The sequence below is a fragment of the Saccharopolyspora sp. 7B genome, from assembly GCF_020177435.1.
In the GTDB taxonomy this organism is placed as follows: domain Bacteria; phylum Actinomycetota; class Actinomycetes; order Mycobacteriales; family Pseudonocardiaceae; genus Saccharopolyspora_C; species Saccharopolyspora_C gregorii.
In genome coordinates this window covers 1-12,903 of sequence record NZ_JAIUKC010000038.1, presented here as the reverse complement: position 1 = coordinate 12,903, position 12,903 = coordinate 1, and the positions used below count along the sequence as shown (strand labels likewise).

General features: G+C 72.8%; 14 protein-coding genes. 9 read left to right on the top strand and 5 right to left on the bottom strand.

What is annotated here, in order from left to right:
• The first annotated feature begins 43 nt into the window (after nucleotides 1–43).
• The 4 genes from alr (at nucleotide 44) to LCD33_RS07880 (ending at nucleotide 3,603) form a co-directional block, all read left to right on the top strand.
• A complete protein-coding gene (gene alr, locus LCD33_RS07895) occupies nucleotides 44–1,189 on the top strand; it encodes an alanine racemase (RefSeq protein ID WP_224967403.1) in 1,146 nt (381 codons plus the stop codon).
• Nucleotides 1,186–2,292 carry an alpha/beta fold hydrolase gene (locus LCD33_RS07890; protein WP_224956888.1) on the top strand — a complete coding sequence of 369 codons (1,107 nt, stop codon included), beginning with the start codon at nucleotides 1,186–1,188 and terminating at the stop codon, nucleotides 2,290–2,292. Before alr ends, LCD33_RS07890 begins: the two co-directional genes overlap by 4 nt.
• Entirely contained in the window at nucleotides 2,289–2,750 is a 462-nt protein-coding gene (gene tsaE / locus LCD33_RS07885) for a tRNA (adenosine(37)-N6)-threonylcarbamoyltransferase complex ATPase subunit type 1 TsaE (RefSeq protein ID WP_224967404.1), read from the top strand. Before LCD33_RS07890 ends, tsaE begins: the two co-directional genes overlap by 4 nt.
• Nucleotides 2,751–2,949: 199 nt before the next feature.
• The gene (locus tag LCD33_RS07880) at nucleotides 2,950–3,603 is read left to right on the top strand and encodes a DedA family protein (protein ID WP_224967405.1); all 654 of its coding nucleotides are present in this window, start codon (nucleotides 2,950–2,952) and stop codon (nucleotides 3,601–3,603) included.
• Here LCD33_RS07880 and LCD33_RS07875 read toward each other — a convergent pair.
• Nucleotides 3,589–4,368, bottom strand: a complete 780-nt coding sequence (locus LCD33_RS07875; RefSeq protein ID WP_224956891.1) for an IclR family transcriptional regulator — start codon at nucleotides 4,366–4,368, stop codon at nucleotides 3,589–3,591. The two genes, LCD33_RS07880 and LCD33_RS07875, sit on opposite strands and share 15 nt — an antisense overlap.
• Before the next feature lie 182 nt (nucleotides 4,369–4,550).
• Here LCD33_RS07875 and aceB point away from each other — a divergent pair, with 182 nt between their 5' ends.
• The 3 genes from aceB (at nucleotide 4,551) to LCD33_RS07860 (ending at nucleotide 8,055) form a co-directional block, all read left to right on the top strand.
• Nucleotides 4,551–6,149 carry a malate synthase A gene (aceB, locus tag LCD33_RS07870; RefSeq protein ID WP_224977661.1) on the top strand — a complete coding sequence of 533 codons (1,599 nt, stop codon included), beginning with the start codon at nucleotides 4,551–4,553 and terminating at the stop codon, nucleotides 6,147–6,149.
• A gap of 72 nt (nucleotides 6,150–6,221) precedes the next feature.
• Nucleotides 6,222–7,472: an aldolase/citrate lyase family protein gene (locus tag LCD33_RS07865; protein ID WP_224977660.1), complete on the top strand. Its 1,251-nt coding sequence runs from the start codon at nucleotides 6,222–6,224 to the stop codon at nucleotides 7,470–7,472.
• 244 nt (nucleotides 7,473–7,716) lie between these two features.
• On the top strand, nucleotides 7,717–8,055 hold the full coding sequence (locus tag LCD33_RS07860; RefSeq protein ID WP_224977659.1) for a hypothetical protein: 339 nt from the start codon (nucleotides 7,717–7,719) through the stop codon (nucleotides 8,053–8,055).
• A gap of 265 nt (nucleotides 8,056–8,320) precedes the next feature.
• Here the strand turns inward: LCD33_RS07860 and LCD33_RS07855 are convergent, their stop codons facing one another.
• Nucleotides 8,321–8,929 (bottom strand): TetR/AcrR family transcriptional regulator, encoded by a 609-nt coding sequence (locus LCD33_RS07855; RefSeq protein WP_224963046.1) that lies wholly within the window; start codon nucleotides 8,927–8,929, stop codon nucleotides 8,321–8,323.
• 133 nt (nucleotides 8,930–9,062) lie between these two features.
• Between LCD33_RS07855 and LCD33_RS07850 the strand changes: the two genes are divergently transcribed.
• Nucleotides 9,063–9,614: a hypothetical protein gene (locus LCD33_RS07850; RefSeq protein WP_224969059.1), complete on the top strand. Its 552-nt coding sequence runs from the start codon at nucleotides 9,063–9,065 to the stop codon at nucleotides 9,612–9,614.
• Between the two features lie 51 nt (nucleotides 9,615–9,665).
• On the opposite strand, the gene LCD33_RS07845 is transcribed toward LCD33_RS07850, so the two are convergent.
• The 3 genes from LCD33_RS07845 to LCD33_RS07835 form a co-directional block, all read right to left on the bottom strand.
• Nucleotides 9,666–10,568: a serine/threonine-protein kinase gene (locus LCD33_RS07845; protein ID WP_224963050.1), complete on the bottom strand. Its 903-nt coding sequence runs from the start codon at nucleotides 10,566–10,568 to the stop codon at nucleotides 9,666–9,668.
• Complete coding sequence (locus LCD33_RS07840) at nucleotides 10,565–10,753, bottom strand: hypothetical protein (RefSeq protein ID WP_224963052.1); 189 nt, start codon at nucleotides 10,751–10,753, stop codon at nucleotides 10,565–10,567. Before LCD33_RS07840 ends, LCD33_RS07845 begins: the two co-directional genes overlap by 4 nt.
• A gap of 243 nt (nucleotides 10,754–10,996) precedes the next feature.
• The gene (locus tag LCD33_RS07835) at nucleotides 10,997–11,578 is read right to left on the bottom strand and encodes a TetR/AcrR family transcriptional regulator (RefSeq protein ID WP_224963053.1); all 582 of its coding nucleotides are present in this window, start codon (nucleotides 11,576–11,578) and stop codon (nucleotides 10,997–10,999) included.
• 137 nt (nucleotides 11,579–11,715) lie between these two features.
• On the opposite strand from LCD33_RS07835, the gene LCD33_RS07830 reads away from it, so the two are divergent.
• Nucleotides 11,716–12,570, top strand: coding sequence for an NAD(P)H-binding protein (locus LCD33_RS07830; RefSeq protein ID WP_224963055.1), 855 nt, complete (start codon nucleotides 11,716–11,718; stop codon nucleotides 12,568–12,570).
• Nucleotides 12,571–12,903 lie beyond the last annotated feature (333 nt).

The following is a 12,903-nucleotide window of genomic DNA, read 5'->3' as shown; positions in this document are numbered from 1 at the left end:
TGCGGGCCTTCGTCCGGTTTCCGTGTGCGACGATGTGCGCGCCATGACCGAACAGCCCGTGCACCGCGCCGACCTGCGCATTGACGTCGACGCGCTCCGCAACAACGTCGCCCTGCTGGCCGAGCGCGCCCGGCGTTCCGGTGCTCGCACGATGGTGGTGGTGAAGTCCGACGGCTACGGCCACGGTGCCGCGACCGTCGCGCGCGCCGCGCTGTCCGCGGGCGCCTCCGAGCTGGGCGTGGCCGCGATCGGCGAGGCGCTGCGGCTGCGCGCGGACGGCATCACCGCGCCGCTGCTGTGCTGGCTGCACGCCCCGGGCGACGACTTCGACGCGGCCGTCGCCGCGGACGTGCAGCTCGGCGTCTCCTCGGAGGCGGAGCTGCACGCGATCGCCGCGGCCGCGCAGGCGCGGTCGACGACCGCCCGGGTGCACCTCAAGATCGATACCGGGTTGAGCCGCAACGGCTGCCCACCGGAGCTGTGGCCGTCGCTGGTGGAGCGGGCGGCGAAGGCGCAGGCCGCGGGCGCGGTCGAGGTCGTGGCCGTGTGGTCGCACCTGGCGTGCGCCGACGAGCTCGGGCACCCGTCGATCGACGCGCAGGCCGCTCGCTTCGACGCGGCCTACCGGCAGGCGCGCGCCGCCGGGCTCGACCCGATCCGGCACCTGGCGAACTCGGCGGCGGTGCTGACCCGCCCCGATCTGCACTTCGAGCTGGTGCGCCCCGGCATCGCCGCCTACGGGCTGGACCCGGTGCCGCAGGACGGCGACCACGGGCTGGTCCCGGCGATGACGTTCCGCTCCACCGTGGTGCTGACCAAGCGGGTCGCCGCGGGCGAGAGCGTGTCCTACGGCCACCGGTGGACCGCGGACCGCCCGTGCACGTTGGCGCTGGTCCCGGTCGGCTACGCCGACGGCGTGCCGCGCAGCCTCTCCGGCCGCATGGAGGTGTGGCTGGCCGGGCGCCGCCGTCCCGTCGTGGGCCGGGTGTGCATGGACCAGCTGGTGGTGCGCTGCGACGACGACCCGGTCGCCGCGGGCGACGAGGTGGTGCTGTTCGGCGCCGGTGAGCAGGGCGCGCCGACCGCCGCGGAATGGGCGGAGGCGCTCGGCACGATCCACTACGAGATCGTCACCGGCATGTACCGGCCGCGGGTGACGCGCACCGCGGTGGGGACGGAGGCGACATGAGACCGGTGTGGCAGGCGCTCGCCTGGACCAGCGGGGTGCTCGGGGCCGCGGTGACCGGTGCGGTCGTCGGCGTCGCCGCGCACAGCTCGCGCATCGCCACCCAGCGCCAGGACGAGGACGACCCGCACGCCGAGGAATCGCTGGGCAAGCTGCGACCGGACCGGCAGTCCACGGTCGCCGCCGACGACGGCGTCCCGCTCGCGGTGCAGGAGATCAAACCGGCGGACGGCGGGCACGCCGACCTGACGGTGGTGCTGGTGCACGGCTACGCGCTGGATTCGCGATGTTGGCACTTCCAGCGCCGCGACCTGCCGAAGATGACCGATCCGCGGGTGCGGGTGGTGCAGTACGACCAGCGCAGCCACGGCCGCTCCGGGCATTCCTCGCGGCGCGGCAGCACGATCGAGCAGCTCGGCAAGGACCTGGACGCGGTGGTGCGGGCGACCGCGCGGCGCGGACCGGTGGTGCTGGTGGGGCATTCGATGGGCGGCATGGCGATCATGGCGCTGGCCGAGCAGCGGCCGAAGCTGTTCCGGGACCGGGTGTGCGCGGTGGCGTTCATGAGCACCTCGGCCGGGGAGATCGGCGCCTCCGGCTTGCCGAAGCCGTGGCTGTCCCGGCACAACCCGCTGACCCGCGGCCTGGGCGTGATCGCCGGGTTGCAGCCGGAGCTGGTGGAGCGGGTGCGCCGCACCGGCGGGCAGCTGGCGTGGAGCATCGTGCGGGCGCTGTCGTTCGGCGACCGCGAGGTCAGCCCGTCGCTGGTGGACCTGATGAACAAGATGATCTCGGCGACCACGGTCGAGGTGGTCACGGACTTCCTGGAGACGCTCGGTTCGCACGACCGCAAGGCCGCGCTGGCCGGGCTGCGGCACACCGAGGTGCTGGTGCTCAGCGGCGATCTGGACCGGATGACGCCGTTCTCGCACTCCGAGGTGATCGCCGGGGAGCTGCCGGACGCCGAGCTGGTGCGGGTGGAAGGCGCCGGGCACATGGCGATGCTGGAGCGGGACGAGCTGGTGACCGGGCACCTGGAGGCGCTGATCAGGCGCGGTGCCCGCCGCGCCGCGGAGGGCGAGACGAAGGTGGGCGGCCGGTCATGAGCACCGTCGAGTTGGCGACGCCGGAAGCGGCGCTGGAGTTCGGCAGGCGCCTCGGCGCCGTCCTGCGCGCGGGTGATCTGGTGGTCCTGGACGGCCCGCTGGGCGCGGGCAAGACCGTGCTGGCGAAGGGCATCGCCGCGGGCATGGGCGTGACGGGCCAGGTCACCTCGCCGACGTTCGTGATCGCCCGGGTGCACCACCCGGCGGCGGACGGGCCGCCGCTGGTGCACGTGGACGCCTACCGGCTGGGTGGCCTGGAGGACGTCGACGACCTGGACCTGGACACCGACCTCACCGATGCGGTGGTGGTCGTGGAGTGGGGAGCGGAGGTCGCGGACCGGCTCGCCGACGAGTTCCTGCTGATCAGGCTGCACCGCCGCGCCGATGACGTGCGCGAGGTGGAGCTGGAGCCGCACGGCGCGGACTGGCCGCAGCGCTTGGCCGCGGTCCGCGGCTGACCGCGCGAGGGATGCTCCTGCGATTCACCGGCGGGACCGATCCCGCCCCGATCTCCCGGTAGGAAGGGTGCGGGCGGCACCGTGCCGCGGGTGCGGCCTCCGCGGCGACGGCGTCCACCCGCCCGTGCGGTGACCGGTGGGGCCGAGCGCGGTCCCACCGCTGCGGTGCGCGGATTCGGACGGTGCGGAGGGGCGCTCGGTGGTCGAGCACGTGATGGGCTTGCCGGTGCCGGCCCTGCTGGTGGTGGCGGCGGTGGTGCTGGTGCTGGAGTCAGGTTCGCCGCTGGGCGTGCTGCTGCCGGGTTCGCCGATGCTGCTCGCGCTGGGGCTGCTGTCCCGGCAGGGGGTGGTGCCGCTGTGGGTCGCCGTGCCGGTGGCGGGTGCCGCGTCGGCGCTGGGCTGCCAGTGGGCGTTCCTGCGGGCGCGGCGGCTGCGGTTGCTGGACGCGGACGCGGATCTGCTGGAGCCGCCGGGTCGCTGGGAGCGCGGGTTGATCCGGCGCGCCGGCCCGGAGCGGGTGCGCCGGTCGTTGTCGCTGCTGGAGCGCCGCGCGGTCCCGGCGGTGGCCGGCGCGCACTTCGTGAGCGTGCTGCGCACGTTGATGCCGCGGTTGGCGGGCCGCGCGGGCGTCGCGCACCTGCGGTTCTGCGCGGCGAGCGTCCCGGCGGCGTTCACGTGGGCGGCGGTGGTGTGCGTGCTCGGCCGGGTCGCGGGGGAGGCCTACGGCCGGGTGTCGGCCGCGGTGGGCGTGGCAGGCGCGCCGCTGGTGGTGCTGGCCGCGCTCGGAGCGGGGGCGGTGCTGCTGGTGCGGCGGCGCCGGGCCGCGCGGGTGGCGCGCTCAGGCACCGTGTGAGGCGGTGCGCAGTTCGGCGGCGAGCTTCTCGGCGAGGCGTTGCATGAGCGGGACGAGGGTGTCGGTGGACATGCGGGTCATCCGCCCTTCGGGACCGCTGATGGAGATCGCGGCTCCGGCAGGCGCCCCGGGCAGGGCCACCGCGTAGCAGCGGACGCCGACCTCCCGCTCGCCGTCGTCGACGGCGTAGCCCTGCTCGCGGATGCGGGCGAGCTCGTCCTGCATGGCGCCGACGCTGGTGATGGTGCGTTCGGTCTGCGCGCGCATCCCGGAGCGTTCGAGCAGCTGCGCGACGCTGTCGGCGGCGAGGTCGGCGAGCACGGCCTTGCCGACGGCGGTGGCGTGCGCGTCGACGCGGCGGCCGACCTCGGTGAACATCCGCATCGAGTGCTGCGAGGGCACCTGGGCGACGTAGACGACCTGGTCGCCGTCGAGGACCGCCATGTTGGAGGTCTCCCCGGTGGCTTCGGTGAGTTCGGCGAGGTAGGGCCGCGCCCAGGACCCGAGCGACCGGCTGGCGGTCTCGCCGAGCCGGATCAGCCGCGGGCCGAGCGAGTAGCGCCGGGACGGCTGCTGGCGGGCGTATCCGCTGCTCACGAGGGTCCGCATGATCCGGTGGATGGTGGGCAGCGGCAGCCCGGAGGTCTCGGCGAGTTCGGAGAGCGCGACTTCGCCGCCCGCGTCCGCCATCAGTTCCAGCAGGTCGAAGGCGCGCTCGATGGACTGCACCCCTCCGCCTTGGTTGGCACGACGTGGCCCGGTCATCGCTGCGGTCCCTTCGGGTCGGTCTGGTGATCGAGTCTAGTCGGCGGTGCCCGAGCTCATGTTGCCTCGGGCCACATGTGGAAACTAACATCCACGATGCAGAAAAGCACTGAAGCGTTCTGGCGCTGCCGAGCGGGCCCCGGCTCGGCGGCGAGCGCAGGTACCGAGAGAGGTGGGCTTCCATGTCCGACACGACCCCGACGACGAGCGTGCAGGTGCTCGGCGGCCCCGTGGAGCGCGGCGACGAGATCCTCACCGCCGAGGCCCTCGACTTCGTCGCCGGTCTGCAGCGGAAGTTCGGCGCCCGCCGCGACGAACTGCTCGCCCGCCGCGTGCAGCGCCGCGCCGAGGCCAAGCGCAACGGCAGGCTCGACTTCCTGCCGGAGACCGCGGAGGTCCGCGAGTCCGACTGGCAGGTCGCCGCGCCCCCGGCCGACATCGCCGACCGCCGCGTGGAGATCACCGGCCCCACCGACCGCAAGATGTCGGTGAACGCGCTCAACTCCGGTGCCCGCGTCTGGCTGGCCGACCTGGAGGACGCGAACACGCCGCACTGGTCGAACGTGGTCAGCGGCCAGGTCAACCTCTACGACGTGGTCCGCAAGCAGGTGGAGCTGACCACGCCGGAGGGCAAGCAGTACAAGCTGCGCGACGACGTGCAGCACGCGGTGCCGCTGGTGCGCCCCCGCGGCTGGCACTTCGACGACAAGCACGTGCTGGTCGACGGCAAGCCGATCGTCGGTGCGCTGCTGGACTTCGGGCTGTACTTCTTCCACAACGCCCAGGAGCTGGTGAACCGCGGCAGCGGGCCGTACTTCTACCTGCCGAAGATGGAGAGCCACCTCGAAGCGCGGCTGTGGAACGACGTGTTCACCCACGCCCAGCAGGAGCTCGGCATCCCGCACGGCACGATCCGCGGCACGGTGCTCATCGAGACGTTCCCGGCCGCGTTCGAGATGGAGGAGATCCTCTACGAGCTGCGCGACCACTCGGCCGGCCTGAACGCGGGCCGCTGGGACTACCTGTTCAGCGTCATCAAGACCTTCCGCGACTCCGACCAGTACGTGCTGCCGGACCGCAACACGGTCGGCATGACGGCGCCGTTCATGCGCGCCTACACCGAGCTGCTGGTGCGCACCTGCCACAAGCGGGGCGCGTTCGCGATCGGCGGCATGGCCGCGTTCATCCCGAACAAGAAGGACCCGGAAGCCAACGACAAGGCGATGCAGAAGGTCCACGACGACAAGAACCGCGAGGCCGGTGACGGTTTCGACGGTTCCTGGGTGGCGCACCCGGGCCTGGTGGAGATCTGCTTCGAGGAGTTCGACGCGGTCCTCGGCGACAAGCCGAACCAGATCGACCGCAAGCGCGCCGACGTGTCGATCACCGCGGACGACCTGCTCGCGGTGAACAAGACGCCCGGCGACAAGACCATCGAGGGCCTGCGCGCGGCCGTGGACGTCGGCGTCCGCTACATCGTGTCCTGGCTGGGCGGCAACGGTGCGGCGGCCATCCACAACCTGATGGAGGACGCCGCGACCGCCGAGATCTCCCGCTCGCAGATCTGGCAGTGGCTGCACAACGACGTGGTCCTCGCCGGTGGGGAGCAGGTGACGGTGGACCTGGTGCGCCAGGTCCTCGCCGACACCGAGCAGGCGCTGCGGGCCGAGGCCGGGTTCCCGACCGAGAACCTCGCCGCCGCGGTGGAGCTGTTCGAGCAGGTCGCGGTCGCCGACGAATTCGTCGACTTCCTGACCCTGCCCGCGTACGAGCGGATCTGATGCACTGGTCGTGATCCACTGGTGCGGAGGGGGCGGTGCGAGCCGCCCCCTCCGACGTTCCCGGAGGTGCGCGTGAGGACTTCGCTGGACGCCGAGCAGGTTCGGCGGCGGTTGGACCGGTTGTCGGAGGTGGACGAGGACCGGGCGCGGCGCCACCCGGGAGCGGGATCCGCGCGGCAGCCGGTGCACACCTGCTACGTGCCCGCGTCGGCGGTGGACGCGGACGTGCTGCGGACGTGGGCGAGCACCGCGCTGGACGCGTTCGACGAGCACCTACCGGACCCGGCCGCGCTCGGCGCACTGCTGGGGATGGCCGATCCCGTTGCGGCCGCGGTGCATCCGCGGGTGCGGGAGAAGCTGGCCGGTGCCCCGGTCGAGGACCTGCGGATCGACTTCGAGGACGGCTACGGCTCGCCCGGCGACGAGACCGAGGACGCCGACGCCGAACGCACCGCCGGGATCGTCGCCGGGTGGCTGCGGGACGGGGAACAGCCGCTGAACTTCGGGCTGCGCGTGAAGTCCTTCGACACCCCCGAGCTGCGGGCGCGATCCGTGCGCACGCTGGACGTGTTCCTGACCGCGCTGCTGCGGGAGTGGGGGAGCCTGCCCGGCGGGTTCGTGCTCACCTTCCCGAAGGTCGTGGACGTCGCGCAGGTCGAGGTGCTGGTGGAGCTGCTGGAGCTGTTCGAGCAGCAGCTCGGGCTGGCCTCCGGGGCGCTGCGCTTCGAGATCCAGGTGGAGACCACTCAGTCCATCGTGGACGGTGCGGGCCGGTTGGCGCTGCCCCGGTTCGTCGAGGCCGGGCGGCGGCGGGTGAGCGGGCTGCACTTCGGCACCTACGACTACACCGCGAGCTGCGGGCTCACCGCCGCGCACCAGCACCTCGCGCACCGCTCCTGCGACTTCGCCCGGCACGTGATGCAGGTGTCCGCGGCCGGGACCGGGATCTTCCTGTCCGACGGGTCCACCAACGTGCTGCCCGTCGGCGACCAGGTGCGGCACGGCTGGCGCAACCACTACGAGCTGGTGCGGCGCTCGCTCGCGCACGGCTTCTACCAGGGCTGGGACCTGCACCCGGCGCAGCTGGTGAGCCGGTACGCCGCCGCGTTCGCGGAGTTCCGGGAGAGCGCACCGGCGCAGGCCGAGCGGATCGCCGCCTACGTCGGCTCCGGGAGCGGCGCGGTCCTCGACGAGCCCGCCACCGCCCGCGCCCTGGCGTCCGCGTTCGTGCGCGCCCTCGACGGCGGGGCGATCGACGCGGCGGAGGCGCGGGAGCTGACCACCATCGACGAGGCCGGGCTGCGCGCCCTCGCCCGCCTCTGACTCCTGCTTCGTCGAGTGAACGGACCGTTCGTCCCATCTAGTTGGTCGAACGGTCCGTTCACTCCTGCCGTTCGTCAGGGGTGAACGGACCGTTCGCCTCGTCTGGTTGGACGAGCGGTCCGTTGACTCGGGCTGTTCGTTGCGGGTGAACGGACCGTTCGTCCGGTCTGGTTGGTCGAACGGTCCGTTCACCCGGCGCGGGCGGCTAGGGTCGGTGGGAGTCCGATCGGCCTCGGGAGGCGGCATGTCCGGCAGTGACGAGCTCGTGACGGCGGAGGACGCGGTCGCCGCGCTCACCGCGGAACTCCGCGAGGGACAGGTGTTCGGCCCCGCCGTGCAGCAGGACGGCACGACGCTGCTGCCGGTGGTGCAGGTGCGCCGGGGCGGCGGGGTGAGCGGTCGCCGCAAGAACCGTTCGGGCGGAGGCGGCACGATCGCGAAGCCGGTGGGGGCGTGGGCGGTGACCGCGCAGGGCGCCGTGTGGCACCCGGCGGTGGACGTGAACCGCATCGTGCTCGGCGGCCAGGTGGCGTTGAACGCGGTCGCCGTGGCGCTGGCGGTGGCCTTCCGCCGCAAGCGCTGACCGCCCGGCCCGGACTTCCCGGCCCAGTCCGGAATCCCCAGCCCGGGTTTCCCACCTGGCCCGAAACCCCTGGCTCAGCTTGAAATCCCCGGCATGGCCCGAAATCCTCGGCCGAGCTTGGAATCCCGGCGCGGCCCGAAACCCCCGGCCCGGCCTGGAACCCCGGCGCGGAACCCCACTCCGAAATCCCCGGCCCACCCCGGAATCCCGGGCCCAGCCCGGAATGCAGCCCGGCCGTGGCCGGAGAACACCGTGGCCGGAGAACTCAGTGCAGCACGGTGAGCAGTCCTTCGACCCCGCGCTGGAAGGCGGCGCCGACGTTCTCCGCGCCGTCGATGTGCGCACCGGTCATCGCGCCGTCGCGCATCATCAGGAAGTGCCGCGCGGCGTGCTCCGGTTTGCCGCGGCGTGGTGAGCCCCCGAAGACCTGCGCGAACAGCGCGGTGAGCTCGGCGACGTACCAGGCGCGGTGGTCGAGCACGACCTGGCGCACGGGATTGCCGGGTTCGGGGTATTCGTTGGCGGCGTTGAGGAATGCGCAGCCGCGGAATTCGGGCCTGCCGAGGTCGGCGGCGACTCCGTCGCCGATCGCGCGGACCGCGTCGGCGGGGCTCGGCGCGGTGTCGACGGCGGTGCGCACGCCGGCGCGGATGTGCGCGTCGACGTCGCGGAGGTAGGCGAGCACGAGCGCTTCCTTGGAGGGGAAGTGCCGGTAGAACGTGGCTCGCGTGGTCGGCGCTTCGGCGAGGATGCGTTCGACGCCGACGGCCCGGATGCCTTCGCCGTAGAACAGCGCGCTGGCGGTGGCCAGCAGCCGGTCGCGGGCTTCGGACCGGCCGCGCGGATTCGGGTCCTCGGTGCGCGTCGTCGCCATGCGGCCACCGTAGCAGAAAGAACGATCGTTCTTGCATTCTGCGGAGCGGTCTGCCACGCTTCCCCCATCGGGAGAGAGAACGGTCTTTCTTCCCCGGGCTCGATGCGAGCCTCCTCAATGAAGGGAACCCGCCATGACCACCGCCACCGCCCCCGCCGCTTCGACCGGTGTCGCGGCGACGCTGCGCCGCCTCTACTTCGTGCGCTTCGGCTTCGCCCTCGTCTGGGCGGTCCTGGTGTTCTTGACCGCGTCCAGCCTCGGCCCGCTGACGGCGGTGCTGCTGGTGCTGTACCCGGTGTTCGACGTGGCGGCGGCGATCGTCGACGCCCGCTCGTCCCGGGGTTCCGCGGCGGGGCTCTACGTGAACATCGCGATCAGCACGCTGGCCGCGGCCGGTCTGATCGTCGCGCTCACCTCGGGCATCCCGGCGGTGCTGCGGGTGTGGGGCGCGTGGGCGGTCGTGGCCGGTGCGGTGCAGCTCGGGGTGGCCGTGCGGCGGCTTCGGCTGGGCGGGCAGTGGGCGATGATCGCCAGCGGTGGCATCTCGGTGCTGGCGGGAGCCTCGTTCTTGCTGATGGCGGGGAAGCCGGACGCGTCGCTGGCGAACGTCGCCGGGTACGCGCTGCTCGGCGGGATCTTCTTCCTGGTCTCGGCCGTGCGCCTCGGTTCCGCGCCGCGCTCCTGAACCACCGCGGGGAACGGCTCGTTCGATCGCGAGCGGGCCGTTCCCCGCGGGTCAGGCCGCGGGGTCGACGCCGGACCAGGTGATGAGGCGGTCCGCGACCTCGGTGATGGTGGGGCGGGCGCCGGGGTCGGGTGCGAGGCAGGCGTCGAAGGTGCGGGACAGCCGCGCCGGCAGCCGCCGCCGGGTGCGCAGCGGCGGTGGGGCGGACGTGAGCTGCGGGTAGTGCCGCACCCCGTCCGCGCCGCGGTGGTGCGAGTGTTCCGCCCACGGCGGAGCTCCGGACAGCGCCTCCCACAACGTGATCCCGAGGCCCCACACGTCGGTCGCCGCGGTCATCTCCCCGCCGCGCGCCTGTTCCGGCGACAGGTAGTCGAAGGTTCCGGCGGAGCTGCGCTCCCCGATGCGGCAGGCGAGGCTGAGGTCGAGCAGCACGGCCCGGCCGCCGGTGGAGATCACGTTCGATGGCTTCACGTCGAGGTGCGCCCAGCCCTTCCGGTGCAGGTAGCCGAGCGCGGAGCACAGCTGCACGCCGAGGATCGCCGCGTCGACCGGCCGCAGCCGCTCGTGCTCGTCCAGCAGGTGGCTCAGCGTCGCGCCGGGCAGCGTCTCGGTGATCACCGCGGGCCGCTCGGGCTCGCCGCTGAGCAGGGTCTCGTAGCCGCGCACCAGGTTCGGGTGGGTGAGCGACCCGAGCAGCGCCCCCTCCTCGCGCAGCCGTTCGGCGGCGGTCGGGTCGGCGGCGCGCTCGGGGCGCAGCGTCTTGCCGATGCAGCGGCAGTCGCGCTCCTCGCTCCACAGGTCGTAGACGTCGAGGCGATTTCCCCGCCGCAGCAACGAGATCACGCGGTATCCGGGGGCCAGGTGCTCGCCCGGTCCGAGGGCGGGCCCGGGCGGGCCCCAGTCGCCTTCGTCGTAGTACGAGCTGGCTTCTTCCGGGGCCGGTGCAGCGCTCAACTGCGGCTGCGGTGGCGTCGGCGGCCGGATCCGCTGCGGCTGGAGCTGTCGCGGCGACGGCGGCGGTGGTCGCTGCTGGACCCGCTGTGCCCGCGGTGGTGGCGGTGCCGGTCGCTGCTGTCGCGGGAGGAGCGGTGGCTGTGCTTGGCGGGGGACAGCGAGTTGAACAGCTTGCCCAAGTCCATTGTGGACCTCCTGGTGGCGGCCGATGCCGATCTCGGTTTCCGAGATCATCTCCTGCCAGCGTACGCGAGGAACGGGCATACCGGACGGCTCTGGAGCGCCGCTCGCCGCGGGTGAACGGACCGTTTGCCTCGTCTAGTTGGACGAACGGTCCGTTCACCTGTGCTGGGTGGGGAGTGACCGGACCGTTTGCCTCATCTGGTTGGACGAACGGTCCGTTCACTCCTGTCGCGGGTGATGGCGCGTCAGCGTCCGCGGATCCCGTCCAGGAGGTACGTGGTGCGGCGGTCGTAGTCCTCCCGGAGTGGCCGCCGGCCGTGCTTGAGGGCGAGGGCGTTGTCGTGGACGAGCGCGTGCAGGTCGCTCGCCGTGAACTCCGGCCGCAGCGCGCCGGAGGTGCGGGCCGCCGCGACGAGTTCCTCGTTGGCCTCGCTGCCGGCGCGGCAGATCTCCACGAGCTGTGGCGAGTCCGGGTACGCCTGCAGCAGGACGTCGTTGAAGGCGGGCTGGCGGTACTGGAGGTCGCGGATCGCGGTGAGGTAGTGCTCGATCCGCTCACCGGCGTCGTCGATGGCCCGTGCGCGGTCGATGACGGCGGACAGCTCGCTCGTCACGACCTCTTCGATGACGGCTTCGATGAGGCCGATCCGCCCGCCGAACCGGTTGAAGATCGTCGCCTTGCTCACGCCCGCCGCCTTGGCGACCTCTTCCAGCGGCACGGCCAGGCCTCGTCCTCGGAAGGCGCCGATCGCGGCGGAGCGGATCTGCTCGGAGTTGCGCCGGGCGTCGGCGCGCAACTGGGGTTCCGGGGGTACCGCGCCGGGCATCGTCGCCTCTTCCTGTCGCCTTAACTTGACTCTCCTGGTCAGTTTACTTACGGTCGTGGCGGAAGCGAAACTGACCCGTCGGGTCAACTTGTGCGGAGCGTCGGTCACCGGGGCGGATGCTCGGAAAGGTCGAGAAGATGATCGTTGTCACCGGCGCCACCGGCGGGCTGGGCGCTGCCGTCGTCGAGCACCTCCTGGAACGCCTGCCCGCCGAGCGGATCGGCGTCAGCGTCCGCGACGTCACCCGGGCGCGGCACTTCGCCGACCGCGGCGTGCGGGTGCGCCGGGGCTCCTACGAGGACCCGGCCGCCCTGCGCGACTCGTTCGCCGGTGCCGATCAGGTCCTCCTGGTGTCCGGCAACGATCCGGCCGCCGACGTCGTCGGCCTGCACCGCGGTGCCGTCGAAGCCGCGGTCGCGGCCGGTGCTCGGCGGATCGTCTACACGAGCCAGCACGGCGCCGTCCCCGGCAACCCGTACCGGCCCTCGGACATCCACGTCGCCACCGAGGCGTTCCTCGCCGGCTCCGGAGTCGACTGGACCGCGCTGCGCAACGGTGCTTATGGCCCGCTCGACCAGGTCCTGGGCCCGTGGCGGCGGACCGGCGTGATCGCCGGGCCGGACGACGGTCCCGTGGCGTACACCGACCGCGACGAGGTGGCCGAGGCCACCGCGGCCCTCCTCGCCGGTGACCGCGTCCTCGACGGTCCCGCCACCCTCGCCGCGCCGAACGCCGTCACCTTCGACGACCTCAGCCGGATCGTCTCCGACGTCACCGGCCGCACCGTCGAGCGCATCGTCGTGGACGACGAGCGGTGGGTCGCCGACCAGATCGCGGGCGGTGTGCCGGAGCCGGCGGCTCGGCTCCTGCTCACCTACTACCAGGCGGCGCGGGAGGGGTACTTCGCCGAACCGGGCTCGCTGCTGGCCGAACTCCTCGGCCGCGAACCCCGCACCGCCGCGGATCGGCTCGCGGCGGACCTCGCCGCCTGAATCCGAGCTCGGCTCCGGTCGTCTCCTGCCCTCGACCGGTGCGGTGTGCGCGGTGGGGAGCGGCTGCTGCCGCGGAACCCTGGTGGGAGGTGGACGACCCGCGCCCCCGGTGGACGAACGGTCCGTTCACCTCGTCCAGCCCGGAAGCAGGTCGGGGTGAACGGACCGTTTGCCTGATCTGGTTGGTCGTACGATCCGTTGACTCGGGGAGTCGGGTGGGAGTGAACGGACCGTTTGCCTGATCTGGTTGGTCGTACGGTCCGTTGACTCGGGGAGTCGGGTGGGAGTGAACGGACCGTTTGCCTGATCTGGTTGGTCGAACGGTCCGTTCAC

Bases quoted from the DNA above. Each gene is read 5' to 3' on its own strand.
- alr (WP_224967403.1), top strand. From the start codon at position 44: ATGACCGAACAGCCCGTGCACCGCGCCGACCTGCGCATTGACGTCGAC.
- LCD33_RS07890 (WP_224956888.1), top strand. From the start codon at position 1,186: ATGAGACCGGTGTGGCAGGCGCTCGCCTGGACCAGCGGGGTGCTCGGG.
- tsaE (WP_224967404.1), top strand. From the start codon at position 2,289: ATGAGCACCGTCGAGTTGGCGACGCCGGAAGCGGCGCTGGAGTTCGGC.
- LCD33_RS07875 (WP_224956891.1), bottom strand. From the start codon at position 4,368: ATGACCGGGCCACGTCGTGCCAACCAAGGCGGAGGGGTGCAGTCCATC.
- aceB (WP_224977661.1), top strand. From the start codon at position 4,551: ATGTCCGACACGACCCCGACGACGAGCGTGCAGGTGCTCGGCGGCCCC.
- LCD33_RS07860 (WP_224977659.1), top strand. From the start codon at position 7,717: ATGTCCGGCAGTGACGAGCTCGTGACGGCGGAGGACGCGGTCGCCGCG.
- LCD33_RS07855 (WP_224963046.1), bottom strand. From the start codon at position 8,929: ATGGCGACGACGCGCACCGAGGACCCGAATCCGCGCGGCCGGTCCGAA.
- LCD33_RS07850 (WP_224969059.1), top strand. From the start codon at position 9,063: ATGACCACCGCCACCGCCCCCGCCGCTTCGACCGGTGTCGCGGCGACG.
- LCD33_RS07840 (WP_224963052.1), bottom strand. From the start codon at position 10,753: ATGGACTTGGGCAAGCTGTTCAACTCGCTGTCCCCCGCCAAGCACAGC.
- LCD33_RS07835 (WP_224963053.1), bottom strand. From the start codon at position 11,578: ATGCCCGGCGCGGTACCCCCGGAACCCCAGTTGCGCGCCGACGCCCGG.
- LCD33_RS07830 (WP_224963055.1), top strand. From the start codon at position 11,716: ATGATCGTTGTCACCGGCGCCACCGGCGGGCTGGGCGCTGCCGTCGTC.